Origin of the sequence: Ancylobacter dichloromethanicus, assembly GCF_018390645.1 — a bacterium.
In the GTDB taxonomy this organism is placed as follows: domain Bacteria; phylum Pseudomonadota; class Alphaproteobacteria; order Rhizobiales; family Xanthobacteraceae; genus Ancylobacter; species Ancylobacter dichloromethanicus.
Genome location: NZ_JAHBGC010000017.1, coordinates 144,328 through 160,944, shown reverse-complemented (window position 1 = coordinate 160,944; position 16,617 = coordinate 144,328). Strand labels below are relative to the sequence as shown.

The 16,617-nt window shown below is 70.7% G+C and carries 12 protein-coding genes; 10 read left to right on the top strand and 2 right to left on the bottom strand.

Going from position 1 to position 16,617, the window contains the following annotated elements; translation table 11 throughout:
* Positions 1–53 precede the first annotated feature (53 nt).
* From KHC23_RS08320 to KHC23_RS08305, 4 genes are all read left to right on the top strand, one after another.
* The gene (locus tag KHC23_RS08320) at positions 54–1,157 is read left to right on the top strand and encodes a hypothetical protein (protein ID WP_213371359.1); all 1,104 of its coding nucleotides are present in this window, start codon (positions 54–56) and stop codon (positions 1,155–1,157) included.
* Between the two features lie 140 nt (positions 1,158–1,297).
* On the top strand, positions 1,298–1,906 hold the full coding sequence (locus tag KHC23_RS08315) for a hypothetical protein (protein WP_213371356.1): 609 nt from the start codon (positions 1,298–1,300) through the stop codon (positions 1,904–1,906).
* A 151-nt stretch (positions 1,907–2,057) separates the two neighbouring features.
* On the top strand, positions 2,058–3,260 hold the full coding sequence (locus KHC23_RS08310; protein ID WP_213371354.1) for a nucleotidyltransferase domain-containing protein: 1,203 nt from the start codon (positions 2,058–2,060) through the stop codon (positions 3,258–3,260).
* Positions 3,257–4,963 carry an ATP-binding cassette domain-containing protein gene (locus KHC23_RS08305; RefSeq protein ID WP_213371352.1) on the top strand — a complete coding sequence of 569 codons (1,707 nt, stop codon included), beginning with the start codon at positions 3,257–3,259 and terminating at the stop codon, positions 4,961–4,963. Before KHC23_RS08310 ends, KHC23_RS08305 begins: the two co-directional genes overlap by 4 nt.
* A gap of 35 nt (positions 4,964–4,998) precedes the next feature.
* Here KHC23_RS08305 and KHC23_RS08300 read toward each other — a convergent pair whose 3' ends face one another.
* Complete coding sequence (locus KHC23_RS08300; protein WP_213371350.1) at positions 4,999–5,880, bottom strand: LytTR family DNA-binding domain-containing protein; 882 nt, start codon at positions 5,878–5,880, stop codon at positions 4,999–5,001.
* A gap of 190 nt (positions 5,881–6,070) precedes the next feature.
* On the opposite strand from KHC23_RS08300, the gene KHC23_RS08295 reads away from it, so the two are divergent.
* The 4 genes from KHC23_RS08295 (at position 6,071) to gltS (ending at position 10,990) form a co-directional block, all read left to right on the top strand.
* A complete protein-coding gene (locus KHC23_RS08295) occupies positions 6,071–6,868 on the top strand; it encodes a phosphatase PAP2 family protein (RefSeq protein WP_246544433.1) in 798 nt (265 codons plus the stop codon).
* 127 nt (positions 6,869–6,995) lie between these two features.
* Positions 6,996–8,183 (top strand): patatin-like phospholipase family protein, encoded by a 1,188-nt coding sequence (locus KHC23_RS08290; protein ID WP_246544430.1) that lies wholly within the window; start codon positions 6,996–6,998, stop codon positions 8,181–8,183.
* A gap of 3 nt (positions 8,184–8,186) precedes the next feature.
* Positions 8,187–9,638, top strand: coding sequence for a GntP family permease (locus KHC23_RS08285; RefSeq protein ID WP_213371346.1), 1,452 nt, complete (start codon positions 8,187–8,189; stop codon positions 9,636–9,638).
* A 146-nt stretch (positions 9,639–9,784) separates the two neighbouring features.
* Entirely contained in the window at positions 9,785–10,990 is a 1,206-nt protein-coding gene (gene gltS / locus KHC23_RS08280) for a sodium/glutamate symporter (RefSeq protein ID WP_213371344.1), read from the top strand.
* 22 nt (positions 10,991–11,012) lie between these two features.
* Here the strand turns inward: gltS and KHC23_RS08275 are convergent, their stop codons facing one another.
* Complete coding sequence (locus KHC23_RS08275) at positions 11,013–12,230, bottom strand: alpha/beta hydrolase (RefSeq protein ID WP_213371342.1); 1,218 nt, start codon at positions 12,228–12,230, stop codon at positions 11,013–11,015.
* 261 nt (positions 12,231–12,491) lie between these two features.
* Between KHC23_RS08275 and KHC23_RS08270 the strand changes: the two genes are divergently transcribed.
* Complete coding sequence (locus KHC23_RS08270; protein WP_213371340.1) at positions 12,492–13,577, top strand: efflux RND transporter periplasmic adaptor subunit; 1,086 nt, start codon at positions 12,492–12,494, stop codon at positions 13,575–13,577.
* Positions 13,577–16,615 carry an efflux RND transporter permease subunit gene (locus KHC23_RS08265; protein WP_213371475.1) on the top strand — a complete coding sequence of 1,013 codons (3,039 nt, stop codon included), beginning with the start codon at positions 13,577–13,579 and terminating at the stop codon, positions 16,613–16,615. The genes KHC23_RS08270 and KHC23_RS08265 overlap by 1 nt, the downstream gene beginning before the upstream one ends.
* Positions 16,616–16,617 lie beyond the last annotated feature (2 nt).

Below are 16,617 nucleotides of genomic sequence, written 5' to 3'. Positions count from 1 at the left end.
CCGCCATCGGTCGCCCGGCCTCGCCCCGACCGCCCCGCTGAAGGAACACGACGATGAGCGATGAAACGGTGACGCCGAAATGGGTACTGACCCGCGTGACCCAGGTCGACGGCCGGAATATGAGCCTTGGCTATCGGGGCGAGAGCACGCCGAGGCTGGAGATCACCACCGACGGCAAAACGCTGCTGAACACCTCGCTGAAAGTGGCCGGCCGCCTCATGGCCGACGAACTGGCCGGTGCGTCCGGCGGGCCGGTGGCGGTCACCGCCGGCCTGTCGGTCCATGGCGGCGTGGCGGCCGATGGCGGGCTCACCGTGACCGGCTCGGCCGCCGCCACCGGTACCATCGAGGCCGCCGGCGGCCTCGTCGGCATGGGTGCGGTGCCGGTCGGCGCCATCCTCATGTGGTCGGGCGACCCGGCCAGGCTGCCCGCCGGGTGGTTTCTGTGCAACGGCGCCGGCTGGCTGGCGAATGGCGACCCGATCCCGGACCTGCGCGGCAGCTTCATCGTCGGCCATGACCCCGCCAGCAGCGACTACAAGGCGATCCACAACCGGGGCGGCGACCGCGAGCGGGCGCTGGCGGTCGCCAACCTGCCCAAGGACGACGTTCTGACGCTTCGGCAGGTCACCGTAAGCGAGGGCGTGTTCGGAACCGATCATGCCGTGCTTTCGCGGTCGTCCGGCGGCGAGGTGAAGCTTGGGTCCAACGGCACCGCCAAGCCGTTCGACATCCGCCCGCCCTGGTACGCGCTGGCCTACATCGTCTATGGCGGGCCGGGCGCCCGGGCGTCCGCCGAGCCCGACATGCGGTCCGCCCTGCGCAATGGCGAGTTCCTGAGCCGGGGCCAGTCCGTCGCCTCGCCGTCCGGGCGCTACGCCTTCATGCTTGAGACCGGCGGCCGGCTCGTGCTTCTCGACCGGCAGGACATGGCCAGTCCCAGGCGGCTCTGGGTGGCCCAGCGAAACGGCGCCGACGCCATCGGAGCCCGGGCGATCCAGCAGGCCGACAGCAATTTCGTGCTCTACACCGACCACAACGCCGTCGCCTTCGCGTCGGATACGTTCAAGGGCGGCGCCACGTTGCTGCGCGTGACGGACGCCGGCACGGTCACCATCGACAGGGCCGATGGCACCTCGATCTGGTCGAAGCCGTGAGCCGCCGCCAAGCACCGCGCGCCTGCACCGCGCTGCACCGCGCTGCACCGCGCGCCTGTGCCGGGCGACGTGCCGATCGGCGCCGCGCCGTACCCACCCCCTAGCCCGACCTGATCATTGCCACGACAAGGAGACGCAGGATGAGCGAGCAGCCGCAGACCCCGCAATGGACCATGAGCCGCGTGCTGCAGGTCGTGGGCAGGAAGAATTTCAGCCTCACCCAAAAGGGCACCGACAAGCCGGCGCTGGAGATCACCGCCGAGGGCAGGGCGACGTTGAACACGTCCCTCACCGTCGGTGGGCCGCTCACGTTGGGGGACACGGTGTCGGCGACCAGCGGGCCGCTGACGGTCGGCGGCGGGCTTTCCGTGTCCGGCCTGATCGAGGCCAAGGGCGGCATCGCCGGCGACGGGGCGATGCCGAAGGGCGCCATCCTCATGTGGGCCGGCGACGTCAATGACCTGCCGCGCGGCTGGGCGCTGTGCGATGGCCGCGACGGCCGCCCGGACCTGCGCGGGCGGTTTCCGGTCGGGGCCGATGGCGGCCCCTTCGCGCTCGCCGCGCCGGGGGGAGAGGCCCGCCACCGCCACAGCGTCTTCCATGACTACCGGCTCGTCTCGTCGCGTTCGGCCCGTGGCGAGGAGTTTCCGGTCGTGACCCCGGAAACCGGCCAGCGGCTTGTCTTCGATACGCAGGAGGCCAGCAGTCTTCCGCCCTACCTGCCGCTGCATTTCATCGTGAAATTATAGCCCCGGGGCCACATCGGGCGGCCCGGCCCCGGCTCGCCCGTGCTGACGGCCTTGCACCCCGGGCCGAACCCGGTAAGAGCATGGGCCATTGGCGGCTCGCCGGCCGGCGGGGCAGGATGGTGCCTGCCTTCCCGCCGGCGATCGAGCGGGAATGGGCGGGACGTTGCGATCTGCGGGCAAGACGGATGCGGCCTTTGCGCTGCTGCTGCGGCTATGCGCCGAGGCGGCGCCGCACGGCCCGCCGTCGCGCGCGGTCACGGCCGCCGTCGATGCCGCCGGCAGTGTGCAGGATTGGGAGCATTTTCTCCGCCTCGTCGGCCGCCACCGTGTGTATGGGCTCGTCCATGCGGTGTTGCAGCGCGCGCCCGGCCGCGTGCCGGCGACGGTGCGCGAGGCCGTCGGCCGCAAGGCGGGGGCGCAGGCGCGCCACAACCTCGCCATGGCCGCCGCCACGATACGTCTTCAGCACCTGCTGGAACAGGCCGGGATCGAGGCGGTGTTCTTCAAGGGAGCGGCGCTCGGCCAGCGCGCTTATGGGTCGCTGGCGGTCAAGCACGGCAAGGACATCGACTTCCTGGTGTCGCCGGACGTCCTCGGCCCGCTGTTCGAACTTCTGCTGCGCGAAGGCTACGAGCCGGTCTACCCGCGCCCGCCGCTGACGCCGGCCAAGATCGACGCGCTGCGCGCCTTCCAGATGGAGGCGGTGCTGGTCGATCCGCGCCGCGGCGTGCAGTTGGAGCCGCATTGGCGGCTGACCGAAAATCGCCGCCTGCTGCCGCTCGGCCCCCTGCTGGCGGCGGCCGGCAAATGGGAGAGCCTCGCCGGCGTGCCGCTGCGGGTGTTCCACCCCGACGACCAGTTCGCCTATCTGTGCGTCCATGGCGCGCGCAGCGGCTGGTTCCGGCTCAAATGGCTGGCCGATCTCCATGCGCTGCTGGCGGGCGCGCCGGAAGCGGAACTGCTGCGCCTGTATCGCCACGCGCGCGCGCGCGGGGCCGGGCCCAGCGCGGTGCTGGCGTTCGGCCTGTGCCGCGACCTGTTCGGGCTGCCGCTTCCCCCGTCCATCGTGACGGCGGCCGATACGCGGCTGCAGCGGGCGATGCGCGGGCTGTGCCGCGCCATACTGGACGATGCGGACCCGCAATTCTCGCCGCGCCGCGTGGTGGTGCTGCCGATGCTCCACGCGCTCGCCTTCGGCTCCGGGCATGTGACGGCCGAGCTGATGCGCTGGACCGTCAATTGCCAGGACGCGCTGGACGTGCCGCTGCCGCGCCGGCTGTATTTCCTCTATCCGGTGCTTCGCCTGCCGCTCTTCCTCGGCCGGCGGCTGCGGCGGAAGGGGAGCGCGGGTTGAGCCGGGCCCCGCTCGATACGGCGCTGCTCGCCGCCTTCCTGCGCGCGCTGGCCGAGTCCGCGCGCGGCCGGGGGGCGCTCAGCGTCGCGGCCATTGTCGGCGGCGCGCTGGCGGAGAGCGTCGGCCTGGTGCTGCTTGTTCCCGTGCTGCAGGTGCTGACCGGGCGCGAGGGCCGGGTCGCGGCGTGGTTCGAGGGCTGGAACCCGGATGGCGTGCTGCTGCTGTTGCTCGGCGGCTTCCTGGTGGCGATGACCCTGCGCGCGCTGATCCTCTATGCGCGCGACCGGCTGCTGTGGCGGGTCGAAGACGAATTCGTCGAGGCCCAGCGCGGCCGCATCATGGCCCGGCTGGCCAGTGCCCGCTGGGCCACGCTGGTCTCGATCCGCCATGCCGAGATCCAGAACGTGCTGTCGACGGAGATGGCCCGGCTGGCGATGACGATGCGGTTCTTCGTCCAGATCGCCGTCGGCGCGCTCCTGGTTCTGGTGCAGGGCGGCCTCGCCCTCTACATGGCGCCGGTTCTGGCCGGCTCGCTGCTGGTGGCGGTGGCGATCGCCGGCGCCGCCTTTTCCGGCCTGCGGCATGCCGGCGTCCTCGGGCACGATTTCACCCGCGCCAGCCTCAACCAGTTGCAGGCGGTCGGCAATCTCCTGTCGGGCCTCAAGGCGGCGCTGGCGCAGAATCTGCAATCGCGTTTCGCGCGCGAGTTCGAGCAGGCGCTGGCGGCGGCGCGGGCCAACCGGCGCGGCTTCGCCCGGCGTCAGGCGCGCACCCGCATGGTGTTCGCCATCGGCTCGGCGGCGTGCGCCTGCCTGGTCGTGGCCATCGGGTCGCTGGTGCTGCAGGTGCCGACCCCGGTGCTGATCCTGCTGGTGCTGATCTTCGCCCGGCTCGCCGGGCCGATCGCGACCCTGCAGCAGGCGCTCCAGCAATTTGCCTATCATCTTCCCGCCTTCGGCGCCGTCATGGCGCTGGATGCGCAATTGGAGGCCACCGGGGCGGGCGCGCCGGCGGTGCCTCAGGACGTGCCGGAGGGGTCGGTCGAACTGCGCGAGGTCCGGCTTCGCTACGTCGGCGGCGGTGGCGTCGAGCACGTCGATCTGGTCATCGCCCCCGGCGAGCGGGTCGCCCTGAGCGGCGCGTCCGGCTCCGGCAAGACCACCTTGCTGGATGCGCTCGCCGGGCTGATGGTGCCCGACAGCGGCGAGTTGCGGGTGGCCGGCGTCGTGCTCGACGCCGCCGCCACCCCGGCCTGGCGCGAGCATGTCGCCTATGTGGTGCAGGAGCCCTATCTGTTCCGCGACACGGTGCGCGCCAATGTCGCCGGCGAGAGCGCGTGCGGCGACGGCGCGGTGTGGGAGGCGCTGGAGCGGGTCGGCGCGGCGGCGCTGGTGCGGCGCATGGAGCGCGGCCTCGACACCGTCATCGGCGCGGGCGGCACGCCTTTGTCCGGCGGCGAGCGCCAGCGGCTGGCGCTGGCCCGCGCCCTGCTGCGGCGCCCCCGGCTGCTGATGCTCGACGAGGCCACCAATGCCATCGACCTGCCCTCGGAACGCCTCCTTCTGCAGCGGCTGGCCGAAATCGACCCGCGCCCGGCGCTGCTGATGGTCACCCACCGGCGCGACAATCTCGACCTGTTCGACCGGGTTCTGGAGATGCGCGAGGGCCGCCTGTACGCCGAGAGCCCGCACGCCGCTTCCTAGAGCCTTCTCGATCAACCCAGGTTCACCCGGCGGGCTCAGCCGGAGGCGGGCACCCCGGCCGGCTCGCGCGCGTCAGCGCCATAGGCCGCCTCGACTTCCCTGAGATAGCGCTGCGACACCGGCACGGCGAGCCCGTTGGTCAGCCGCACCGTGCCGGCGCGGCCGGTGCGGGCGCAGCGTTCCACGGCGCGGTCGGCCACCCACCAGGAGCGGTGCACCTGGCGCCCGGCGGCCGGCGCCGTCTCGGCGATGGCATCGCGCAGGCGCATCAGCACCAGAGCGGCGCCGCGTTCGGTGTGCACCCGCACATAGTGGTCCTGCATTTCCAGGCAGACGAGCGGCCCGCGGATGCCGGCGGGCAGGCGGACCATCAGCGCCGCGCCATGGACGGGCGAGGTGAGGGCCGGAAGGGCCGTTTCGGGCAGGGCCGTTTCGGGAAGGGCAGGTGCGGGGGGCCGGCGGTCGGCCGGATACGCGGCGCCGTCCTGCGGGCGGAGCAGGCCGGGGAGGATCTCCCTGGCCAGGAACAGCGTCAGCGAGCCGAGCACCACGACCTGCAGATACAACTCGGTGACTTCCGGCACCGAGGGCTGCCATCCCTTGAGCAGTTCGATCGCGCCGCCGGCAATGGCCACCATGGGCAGGGCGGCGAGGCCGATCAGGAGGGCGTACCGGGTCCTTGGATTGATGACGCGGCCGCGCCCGAGCCACGCCAGCCAGACCTCGGTCAGCGCCACGACCACGAACCAGCAGGTCGTCACTCCGGTCCAGAATCCCACCCGGGCGAAGAAGGCCGGTTCTTCGAGGCCGAACGGGCTGAGCCAGGCGAAAGCCGGGCCGAGGGCGAGCGAAAGGCTGAACTCGGCCGCCCGTCTCCGCAGCCAGCCGCCTTCCATCGCATTCGCGAAATCACGCATCGTGACATGCCCCCGCCGCCTCCAGGCGCACAGTAGCGAAGAGTTTGGCGCAATTGCGAAGCGGTTCTGGCAGCACCGCGGCCGGGGCGCGAGGAGTGGAGGCACCCACTCTCCACGCCGCGCCGCGCAGTCAGACCCGACCGACATGTCCTTCCGGCAGACGCCTCGACCCGACCTCCCGCCTGCTCCTATGCGGCGCCCGCTCCTGCTCGCGGTGGGGGTGACGGCCGCGCTCTCCGCCGTCTTCTGGCTGCTTCCCGGCATCGACCGCGCCGTGGCGCGGCTGTTCTATGTGCCCGGGCAGGGATTCCCCGCCGCCGGCATCGCGCTGCTGCGGGATTTTCGCGGCTTCGCGTCCAACGTGTCGCTGGCGCTGCCGCTGCTGCTGGTGCTGTCGCTCGGGCTGAAGCTGGCCTGGCCCTCCAAGCCGAGCCTGTGCCCGCCGCGCCCGGCGCTGTTCATGCTCGCCCTGTTTCTCGGCGGGCCGGTGGTGCTGGTGAACGGCCTGCTGAAGCCGTTCTGGGGCCGCCCGCGGCCGGTGAACGTCGCCGAGTTCGGCGGGCCGTGGCCGTTCCAGGAGGCATGGGTGATCGGCGCGCAGGGGCTGGCCAATCACTCCTTCGCCTCCGGCGAGGCCGCCGCCACCGCCTGCCTGCTGCCGCTGGTGCTGTTCCTGCCGCGCCCGTGGCGCTGGCAGGTCGGCGCGCTGCTCGCCGGCTTCGTCGCGCTGGTCGGGCTGAACCGCATGGCCTTCGGGGCGCATTTCCTCTCCGATGTGGTCATCTCCATCGCGCTGATGCTGGTGCTGGCCGCCGGGCTGCACCACCTCTTCTTCGTTCGCGGCCGGGACACCCTGTCCGACGCCGCGCTGGAAGCCCGGCTGACCGCGCTCGGAGGTCGGATGGCGGCCGGCCGCGCCGCCCTCCGTCGCCGGCTCGCCGCTGTGCGGGCCGCCATTTCCGGGCTTTTCGGCACGCCGGCGCGGTGACACCGCAGAGACGTGAAAGCCAGCTAACCTCGCCTGCATGCCCATCGGCACGTGCCGCCTCATTATGTTGCGATGCAGCATCTGGAACGGTACGGTGGGGCCGTCCGGATCAGAAAAGGCACGTCCAATGCCCTCCAGAGTCCTGCCTCCCGCGAAATCCCCCGCCGCATCGCCGGCCCGCCCGCGCACGAGGGGCGCCCGCAAGGCGGATGCCGCCGCTCCCTCCGGCACCGGCGCGGCGGAGGTTCCGGCAAACACTACTGCCGAGGCCGATGCGCCGGACGCGCCGGCGCCGGAAAGGTCCGGGCCGATCCGGGTCGATCTCGCTCTGCAGGGCGGCGGCTCGCATGGCGCCTTCACCTGGGGCGTGCTCGACCGGCTGCTGGAGGAGGACTGGCTGCGCATCGAGGGCATTTCCGGCACCTCCGCCGGGGCGATGAACGCGGCCGTGCTGGCGGATGGCTATGCCGCCGGCGGTCGCGAGGGCGCGCGCGCCGCGCTCGACGCCTATTGGCGCCATGTCGCCGAGGCGGCCCGCTTCAGCCCGTTCCAGCGCGGTCCGCTCGACGTGCTGCTGGGGCGCTGGACGCTCGATCATTCGCCGCTGTTCGTCACCATGGACCTGATGTCGCGGCTCTACTCGCCCTATGACCTCAATCCGGGCGGCACCAACCCGCTGCGCGCCATTCTGGAGAAGGCGATCGACTTCGACCGGCTGAAGACCTCGCCGGTCAAGCTGTTCATCACCGCCACCAATGTGCGCACCGGGCGCGGCCGGGTGTTCCGCAATGCCGAGATCACCCCGGATGTGCTGCTCGCCTCGGCCTGCCTGCCCACCCTGTTCCAGGCGGTGGAGATCGAGGGCGAGAGCTATTGGGACGGCGGCTATTCCGGCAACCCGACCATGACGCCGCTGGTGCGCGAACTCGAATCCGACGACACCATCCTGATCCCGATCAACCCGGTGGAGCGCCCGGGCACGCCGCGCACGGCGTCGGAAATCCTCAACCGGCTGAACGAGGTCTCGTTCAATTCCGTGCTGCTGAAGGAACTGCGGATGATCGCCCTGCTGCGGCAGGTGGCCGATCCCGGCAATTGCGAGGGCGCGCAATGGGCGCGGATGCGCATCCATCTGGTGCGCAACGCGATCATGGACACGCTCGGCTATTCCTCCAAGCTCAATGCCGAGTGGGAATTCCTCAGCATGCTGCGCGCGGAGGGCCGCAAGGCCGCCGACGCCTTCCTGGAAGCCGATGGCGGCAATATCGGCAAGCGTTCCTCGGTCGATCTCGACGTGCTGCTGGAAGGGGTGTGAGCCATGGGCCTCGTCGGCATCCTGCTCGGCCTCGGGCTTCTCGTCTGGTTCGCCTATCGCGGCTGGAGCGTGCTGCTGCTGGCGCCGGTGGCGGCGCTGATCGCCGCCCTGCTGTCGGGCGAGCCGCTGCTCGCCAGCTGGACCCAGACCTTCATGGCCAGCGCGGCGAGCTTCGTCGGGCAGTTCTTTCCGCTGTTCCTGCTCGGCGCGCTGTTCGGCAAGCTGATGGAGGACAGCGGGTCGGTCTCCGCCATCGCCGAGTTCATGACCGAGAAGCTGGGCGCCCAGCGCGCCATCCTCGCCGTGGTGCTGGCGGGGGCCATCGTCACCTATGGCGGGGTGAGCCTGTTCGTCGCCCTGTTCGTGCTGGCGCCGATGGCGCAGGCGCTGTTCCGCGTCGCCGACATTCCGCGCCGGCTGATGGCGCCGGCGATCGCGCTCGGCACCTTCACCTTCACCATGATGGCGCTGCCCGGCACGCCGGCGATCCAGAACGCCATTCCCATGCCGTTCTTCGGCACCACGCCGTTCGCCGCGCCGGGGCTCGGCATCATCGCCTCGGCCATCATGCTCGGCTTCGGCCTGTGGTGGCTGGCCCGCGCCGAGGCCGCCGCGCGGCTTGCGGGAGAGGGGTTCGGCGACGGCACCGCGACGGTCAACGCCGCCCTCGACGACCCGGTGCTGCGCGAGCGGGCGACGGTGGCGCGCGAATTCGACCCGGCCGAGATCACCCATGGCCATCAGAGCGCGGAGCGGCCCTCCATCGCCCTCGCGGCGCTGCCGCTGGGGCTGGTGATCGTGGTCAATCTCCTGATGTCCTTCGTCATCCTGCCGCGCCTCGATTTCGGCTTCCTGGCGGAAGAGCGCTGGGGCGGGGTTCCGCTGTCGGCGGTCAGCGGCGTGTGGTCGGTGGCGGTGGCGCTGATCGTGGCGATACTGGCGACGCTCGCGCTCAACTGGCGCCGCCTGCCGAGGCTGCGCGAGACCATGGATGCCGGCGCCAATGCCTCGGTGCTGCCGATCTTCTCGGTGGCGAGCCTGGTCGGCTTCGGTGCCGTGGTGGCGGCGCTGCCGGCCTTCGCGCTGGTGCGCGACTGGGTGCTCTCCATCGATGGCGGCCCGCTGGTGTCGCTGGCGGTGGCGACCAACATCCTCGCCGCGCTCACCGGTTCGGCCTCGGGCGGCCTCACCATCGCGCTCGACGCGCTCGGGCCCGTGTTCCTGGAGCGGGCCGGCGCGCTCGGCATCGACCCGGCGCTGCTGCACCGGGTGGCGGTGATGAGCGCGGGCACGCTCGACAGCCTGCCCCATAGCGGCGCGGTGGTCACGCTGCTCGCCGTCTGCGGGGTGACGCCGCGGCAGAGCTATCTCGACATCGTCATGGTTGCTATCGTCGGTGCCCTGGTGGCACTGGTGGCGGTCATCGGGCTCGGCTCGGTGGTGGGGAGTTTCTGAAGGCCGCAGCCGGGCGGTGTAGCGTTGCAGCCGGGCGTGCAGCTTGAATTGGCAGCAGCGCCCGCAGCCGCAAGTGCAGGCGTAGCTGCAGCCGTGCCTGCAGCTTGGATTGCAGCGGGCCGCAGGGCAGTGAAGACGGAGTGACGATGTCGGCGATCGAGATTTCGGGCCTTTTGACCTTCACCATTGCCATTGTCGTGTTTTTCATCGGCTCCGGTATCAATCAGGCGATCCCGCCGCTGCGCCAGTTCAATATTCCCGAGGCGGTGACCGGCGGCCTGCTGGCGGCGCTGGCGACGCTCATCGCCTACCGCTTCCTCGACACCGCCATCGTCTTCGATCTCGGCGCGCGGGACATGCTGCTGCTGTATTTCTTCACCGGCATCGGCCTCAACGCCCGCGTCAGCGACCTCGTGGCGGGCGGGCGGCCGCTGGTGATCCTGCTGCTTCTGACCGTCGTCTATCTCATCATCCAGAACCTGATCGCGCTCGGTGCCGTGGGGGTGCTCGGCCTGCCCGAGGGGCTCACCGTGTTCCTCGGCTCGGCCTCGCTGATCGGCGGCCACGGCACCACCATCGCCTGGGCGCCGCTGATCAGCGCCCGCTTCGGTGTGGCCAATGCGCTGGAGGTCGGCATCGCGGTGGCGACACTCGGCCTCGTGCTGGCGAGCCTCGCCGGCGGGCCGATCGCCCGCTACCTCATCACCCGCCACGGCCTGAAGAGCGGGCGCGGGCAGGAGGCGGTCGTCGGCCTGCCCAAGGCGGTGGACGAGCGCACCGACGACGATATCAGCCATGTCAGCCTGCTGCGCACCGTGCTGGTGCTGAACCTCGCCATCCTGATCGCCTTCGGTCTGGAGGAGGCGGTGGAGTGGACCGGCCTGAAGCTGCCGATGTTCGTGGTCTGCCTGCTGGTCGGCATCGCGCTGACCAACACCGTGCCGCGCCTCCTGCCGCGCGTGCGCTGGCCGACCCGCACGCGGGCGCTGGCGCTGGTCTCCGACCTCGCGCTCAACGTCTTCCTCGCCATGTCGCTGATGAGCATGCAGCTCTGGAGCATTGGCGGGCTGGGACTGGCGCTGGTGCTGGTGCTCGCGGTGCAGACGGTGGCGGCGGTGGCCTTCATCGTCTTCGTGGTGTTCCCGGCGATGGGCCGCGACTATCAGGCGGCGGTGATCTCGGCCGGCTTCACCGGCATCAGCCTGGGGGCCACGCCGACCGCCATCGCCAACATGACCGCCGTCACCAAGACGCACGGGCCTTCGCCGCGCGCCTTCATCATCCTGCCGCTGGTGTCGGCCTTCTTCATCGACATCATCAACGCCGCGGTGATCGGCTTCCTGGCGCGCTAATGCCTTGCGCGCCGAGAAGGCGTCAGTCGGCGGCGGGGTCCTCGACGGTCTCGCTGACCGTCTGGCCGAAGCGCTCGACCTGGCTCTGATAGGTGCGGCGCGTCTTCGGGTCGATGATGGCGATGGGCGCGCTCAGCGCCAGCCCGGCGGCGCCGCCCACCGTCTGCCCCACGCCCATCGCGCCGGCGGCGATGCGGTCGCCGAGGCTGATCTCGGAATCGGTCACCGTCTGGCCGTTCACCAGCCGCTGGCCGATCAGTTGCACCACTTCCGGCGAGGAGGCGAAGCGGCCGTGATTGAGCGAGTCGCCGCTGCGCATGGCGGTGAGGTCGATCACCACGATGCCCGACTTCTCAAGGTCGGCGTAGTATTTCTGCACGTCGATGAGGCCCAACCGGTCCACCCCGCCGGCTATGCGGCGCGAGACCTGCAGCGCCCGGTCGTCCTGCGACACGAACAGCGTGAAGCGCGCCTGCGGTCCGTTCAGCGCCCGCCATTGCGAGGCGAACACGTCGACATCGACATCGGGCGAGGCGAGGATGACGTTGCGGATCTTGGCCGGCAGCTTGCCGTGCCGTATCGCCATCTGCCGCAGGCTCTCCATGGCCAGCCACGCGCCCATGGAATGCGCCATGATGGTGACGTCCTCGACCCGCGGGTCGCTGGCGACCTGCCACACCGTCTCCTCGAAGGCGTCGCGCGAGAAGATGGTGCTCTCGCGGTCGAACAGGTAGTCGAACACCCGCGCGCGGGAGGGCCAGGTGAACAGCACCGGCGCGACTTCCGAGCCGGAATCGTGGACGATCTGGGCGAAGCGGTAGACCGCGTCCTCGAACCGGTTGTTGAAGCCGTGCACGAAGATCAGCACCCGCCGGCTCGGCGGCAGATGCGCATCGAGCCAGCCCCTGGCGGCCTTCACATTGGGGAGCGGCTTCACGGCGAGAGTGGCGAAGTCGGTTTCCGGGTTGGGCGGCAGGCTGCGCGGCCACTGCACCTCGCCGATCTGCCGGCGGCTGTCGGGCGGGATCGAGACGGTGAAGGCGTCGAGCGAGACCCCTGCGCCGCGTTCGCCGGTATAGAGCGTGCCGGAATCGTTGGAGGCTTCGCGGGTGGTGGCGACGAGGAGATCGACCTCGGTGGCGTCGGGCGCGGCGGCCTCGACGGGCGTGAGCACGCCCACCGGCCGGTTCGAGCATCCCGCGCACAGGGCGACGGCCAAGGCAACAATAACGAGACGCATTCCGGCTCCGTGGTCTCCCGCCCGCGATGACCGGGCCAGCATTAGCGTGCCCTCGGCGCGAAGGCGAGTCGTCCCGGCGCCGGGGCGGCCGCCGAGGCGGGCGGCGCTCCAGCATGCCGTCCGCACATGGACATTTACGTGACGTCGCGTCGCTGTAATGTCGACAGGTAGAATCGGGCCATCGGCACGGGTTCCGGTGGATGGGCATCCATCCGGCCGGGGAGTTGCCGGCGAGTGAGCGTTGGCGAGGAGCGACCCGCTATGACGACGATGAAGCCGTGGATGGGAGCGGTGGCGCTCGGTGCCAGTCTTCTTCTTGCCGGATGCGGCCAGGAAAGCGAGGCCGAGGCGCCCGCGCCCCGTCCGGTGCGGGTGGTCACGGTGGAGAAGGGCGCGGGCGGGCAGGCCGCCTCCTTCACCGGCGAGGTGCAGGCGCAGGACGAAGCCGCGCTCGCCTTCCGCGTCTCCGGCCGGATGATCGAGCGCAGCGCCAATGTCGGCGATCAGGTCGCGGCCGGCCAGGTGGTCGCCCGGCTCGATCCGCAGAACGCGCTCAACGCGCTGCGCTCGGCGCAGGCGGCGCTGGCGGCGGCGGAAAGCCAGCTCGTCACCGCCGCCAACACGTTCGAGCGGCAGGAGCGTCTGCTCGGCAACGGCTTCACCACCCAGGCCAACCACGATGCCGCCCGCTCCGCGCTGCAGGCGGCGCAATCGGGGGTGGACGATGCCGAAGCCCAGCTCAAGATCGCGCAGGATAATGTCAGCTACACCGATCTCGTCGCCGACGCCGCCGGCACGGTGACCGCGCGCGGCGGCGAGCCGGGCGAGGTGGTGCAGGCCGGGCAGATGATCCTCCAGCTGGCCCGGCAGGGCGGGCGCGACGCGGTGTTCGACGTCCCCGCCAACATGCTGCGCGCCGCACCGGCCGATCCGGTCATCACCGTTTCGCTCAGCGACGATCCCAAGGTCACCGCCACCGGCCGGGTGCGCGAGGTGGCGCCGCAGGCGGACCCGGTGACCCGCACCTTCCGCGTGCGGGTCGGCCTCGACAACCCGCCGGCGGCCATGCGGCTGGGCTCCACCGTCATCGGGCGGGTGGAGTTGGCAGGCGCGGCGGCGATCGAGCTTCCGGCCTCCGCGCTCACGGCGGTGAATGACCGTCCGGCGGTGTGGGTGTTCGACCCGGCGACGCAGACGGTGGCACTGCGCAACATCGAGGTACGCCGCTTCTCGCAGGCGTCGGTGACGGTGGAATCCGGGCTCAGCCCGGGCGAGGTGGTGGTGAGCGCGGGCGTGCAGGCGCTGCATCCCGGCCAGAAGGTGCGCCTGCTCGGGGCGGGCTCGTGATGCGGTTCAACCTGTCGGAATGGGCTGTCCGCGAGCGTTCGCTGGTCATCTTCTTCATGCTGGCGGTCGTGTTCGCCGGGGTGTTCGCCTATACGCGGCTCGGCCGGGCCGAGGACCCCTCCTTCATCATCAAGACCATGGTGGTGCAGGCGGCATGGCCGGGTGCCGGCGTGGAGGACACGCTCCAGCAGGTGACGGAGCGGCTGGAGCGGACGCTGCAGGAAACCCCGCATCTCGATTTCATCCGCAGCTATACCCGCCCCGGCATCACCACCATCTTCGTCAACCTCAAGGGCAGCACCACCGCGCAGGAGGTGCCCGATGTCTGGTACCATGTGCGCAAGAGCATCGGTGACATGGCCCATACCCTGCCGCGCGGGGTGGTCGGGCCCGGCTTCAACGACGAGTTCGGCGACACGTTCGGCCTGATCTACGGCTTCACCGCCGATGGCTTCACCCATCGCGAGTTGCGCGACTATGTGGAAGCGGCGCGCTCCCGACTGCTACAGGTGCCCGACGTCGCCAAGATCGAGCTTCTGGGCGAGCAGGACGAGCAGATCTTCGTCGAGTTCTCGGTTCGGGAACTGGCCAATCTCGGCATCAACCGCTCCGCCCTCGTCTCCGCCCTGCGGGCGCAGAACGTGGTGCAGCCCTCGGGCACCATCCAGACCGGCGACGAGAAACTGGTGATCGACGTCACTGGTGCGTTCGGCTCCGAGCAGGATATCGCCAACATCAATTTCGCCGTGGACGGGCGCATGCTGCGGCTCGCCGACATCGCCACGGTGCGGCGCGGCTATGCCGACCCGCCACGCCCGCTGTTCCGCGCCAATGGCCAGCCGGCCATCGGCCTCGCCATCGCCATGCGCGAGGGCGGCGACATCCTCCAGCTCGGCCGCAATGTCGACGCGGCGATGGCGGCGATCACCGCCGAGCTGCCGATCGGCATCGAGCCGCATCTGGTGGCCGACCAGGCGGTGACGGTGGCCGGCGCGATCTCCGAATTCATGGAATCGCTGTGGCAGGCCATCCTCATCATCCTCGTGGTCAGCTTCATCGCCCTCGGCGTGCGGGCCGGCCTGATGGTGGCGCTGACCATTCCGCTGACGCTGGCGGGCGTGTTCGCCATCATGTGGCTGCTCAACATCGACATGCAGCGCATCTCGCTCGGCGCGCTCATCATCGCGCTGGCGCTGATGGTCGACGACGCCATGACCACCACCGACGCCACGCTCGGGCGCCTCGCCGCCGGCGAGCCCAAGGAGGTGGCGGCGGTCTTCGCCTTCAAGACCTATGCCTTCGCCATGCTGGCCGGCACGCTGGTCACCATCGCCGGCTTCGTGCCGGTGGGGTTCGCCGCCTCGTCGGCGGGCGAATACACCTTCACCCTGTTCGCGGTGGTCAGCATCGCGCTGCTGGTGTCCTGGCTGGTGGCGGTGCTGTTCGCCCCGCTGATCGGCCTCGTCATCCTGAAGCCGCCGAAGAACGCCGGCGGCGGACCGGGCCGGATCATGCGGACCTATCGCGGCTTCCTCTCCGCCGCGCTCACCGCGCGCTGGGTCACCATCGCCGTCACGCTGGCGCTGTTCGCCGCCGCCGTGCTGGCGCTGCCGCTGATCCCGCGCCAGTTCTTCCCCTCATCCGACCGGCCCGAGCTGCTGGTCGACCTGCAATTGCCGCAGAACGCCTCGATCCATGCCACCGACCGTGCCATGGCGCGGCTCGACGACGCCCTGAGGGACGACCCGGACGTGGCGCGCTGGAGCGGCTATGTCGGGCGCGGCGCGATCCGCTTCTACCTGCCGCTCAACGCCCAGCTTCCCAACGACTTCTTCGGCCAGGCCGTGGTGGTGGCCAAGGATGTCGCGGCGCGCCAGCGGCTGGAGGCGAAGCTGGCGACGCTGCTGGCGGATGAGTTCCCCAATGTGGTGAGCCGCGTCTCGCCGCTGGAACTGGGGCCGCCGGTCGGCTGGCCGATCCAGTACCGGGTGGTCGGGCCCGATCTCGGGCAGGTGCGCGACATCGCCTTCAAGCTGGCCGAGGTCATCGCCGCCGACCCGCTGACGCGCACGGTGAACTATGACTGGATCGAGCCGGCGCGCGAGATCCGCATCCGCGTCGACCAGGACCAGGCGCGTCTCCTCGGTCTTTCCACCGAGGCCATCGGCTCGGTGCTGAACACCGTGGTCACCGGCGCGCCGGTGACGCAGGTACGCGACGACATCTACCTCGTCGACGTGGTGCTGCGCGCCACCGACGAGCAGCGCGTCTCGCTCGACACGCTGCGCACGCTGGAGGTGCCGCTGCCCGGCGGGCGCACCGTGCCGCTCAGCCAGTTCGCCAGCTTCGACTATGAGCAGACCTACCCGCTGGTGTGGCGGCGCGACCGGCTGCCCGCGCTCACCGTCCAGTCCGACATCGCCGCCGGCGAGCTGCCGGAGACGGTGGTGGCCCAGCTTGCCCCCGAGATCGAGACGCTGGCGAAGACGCTGCCGGAAGGCTACCGCATCGACACCGGCGGCACGGTGGAGGAGAGCGCGGCCTCGCTGGCCTCGGTGATGGCGGTGGTGCCGGTGATGATCCTCATCATGCTCACCGTCCTCATGCTCCAGCTCAAGCGCTTCTCACTGGCCTCGCTGGTCGTCAGCGTGGCGCCGCTGGGACTGATCGGCGTGGTGCTGGCGCTGCTGGTCTCGAACCGCCCGCTCGGCTTCGTCGCCATCCTCGGCGTGCTGGCGCTCATCGGCATGATCATAAAAAACGCTGTGATTCTAATAGGTCAGATCGAATCCGAGCGCGCCGCCGGCAAGAGCGCGCGCGAGGCGGTGATCGACGCCTCCTGCGCCCGCTTCACCCCGATCATGCTGACGGCGGTGTCGACCGTGCTCGGCATGATCCCCATCGCCCCCACCGTCTTCTGGGGCCCCATGGCCTTCGCCATCATGGGCGGGCTTCTGGTCGCCACCCTGCTGACGCTGATCTTCCTGCCGGCGCTCTATCTCGCGGCGCTGGGACGGGAGCGGGCGCCGGCGAGGTGACG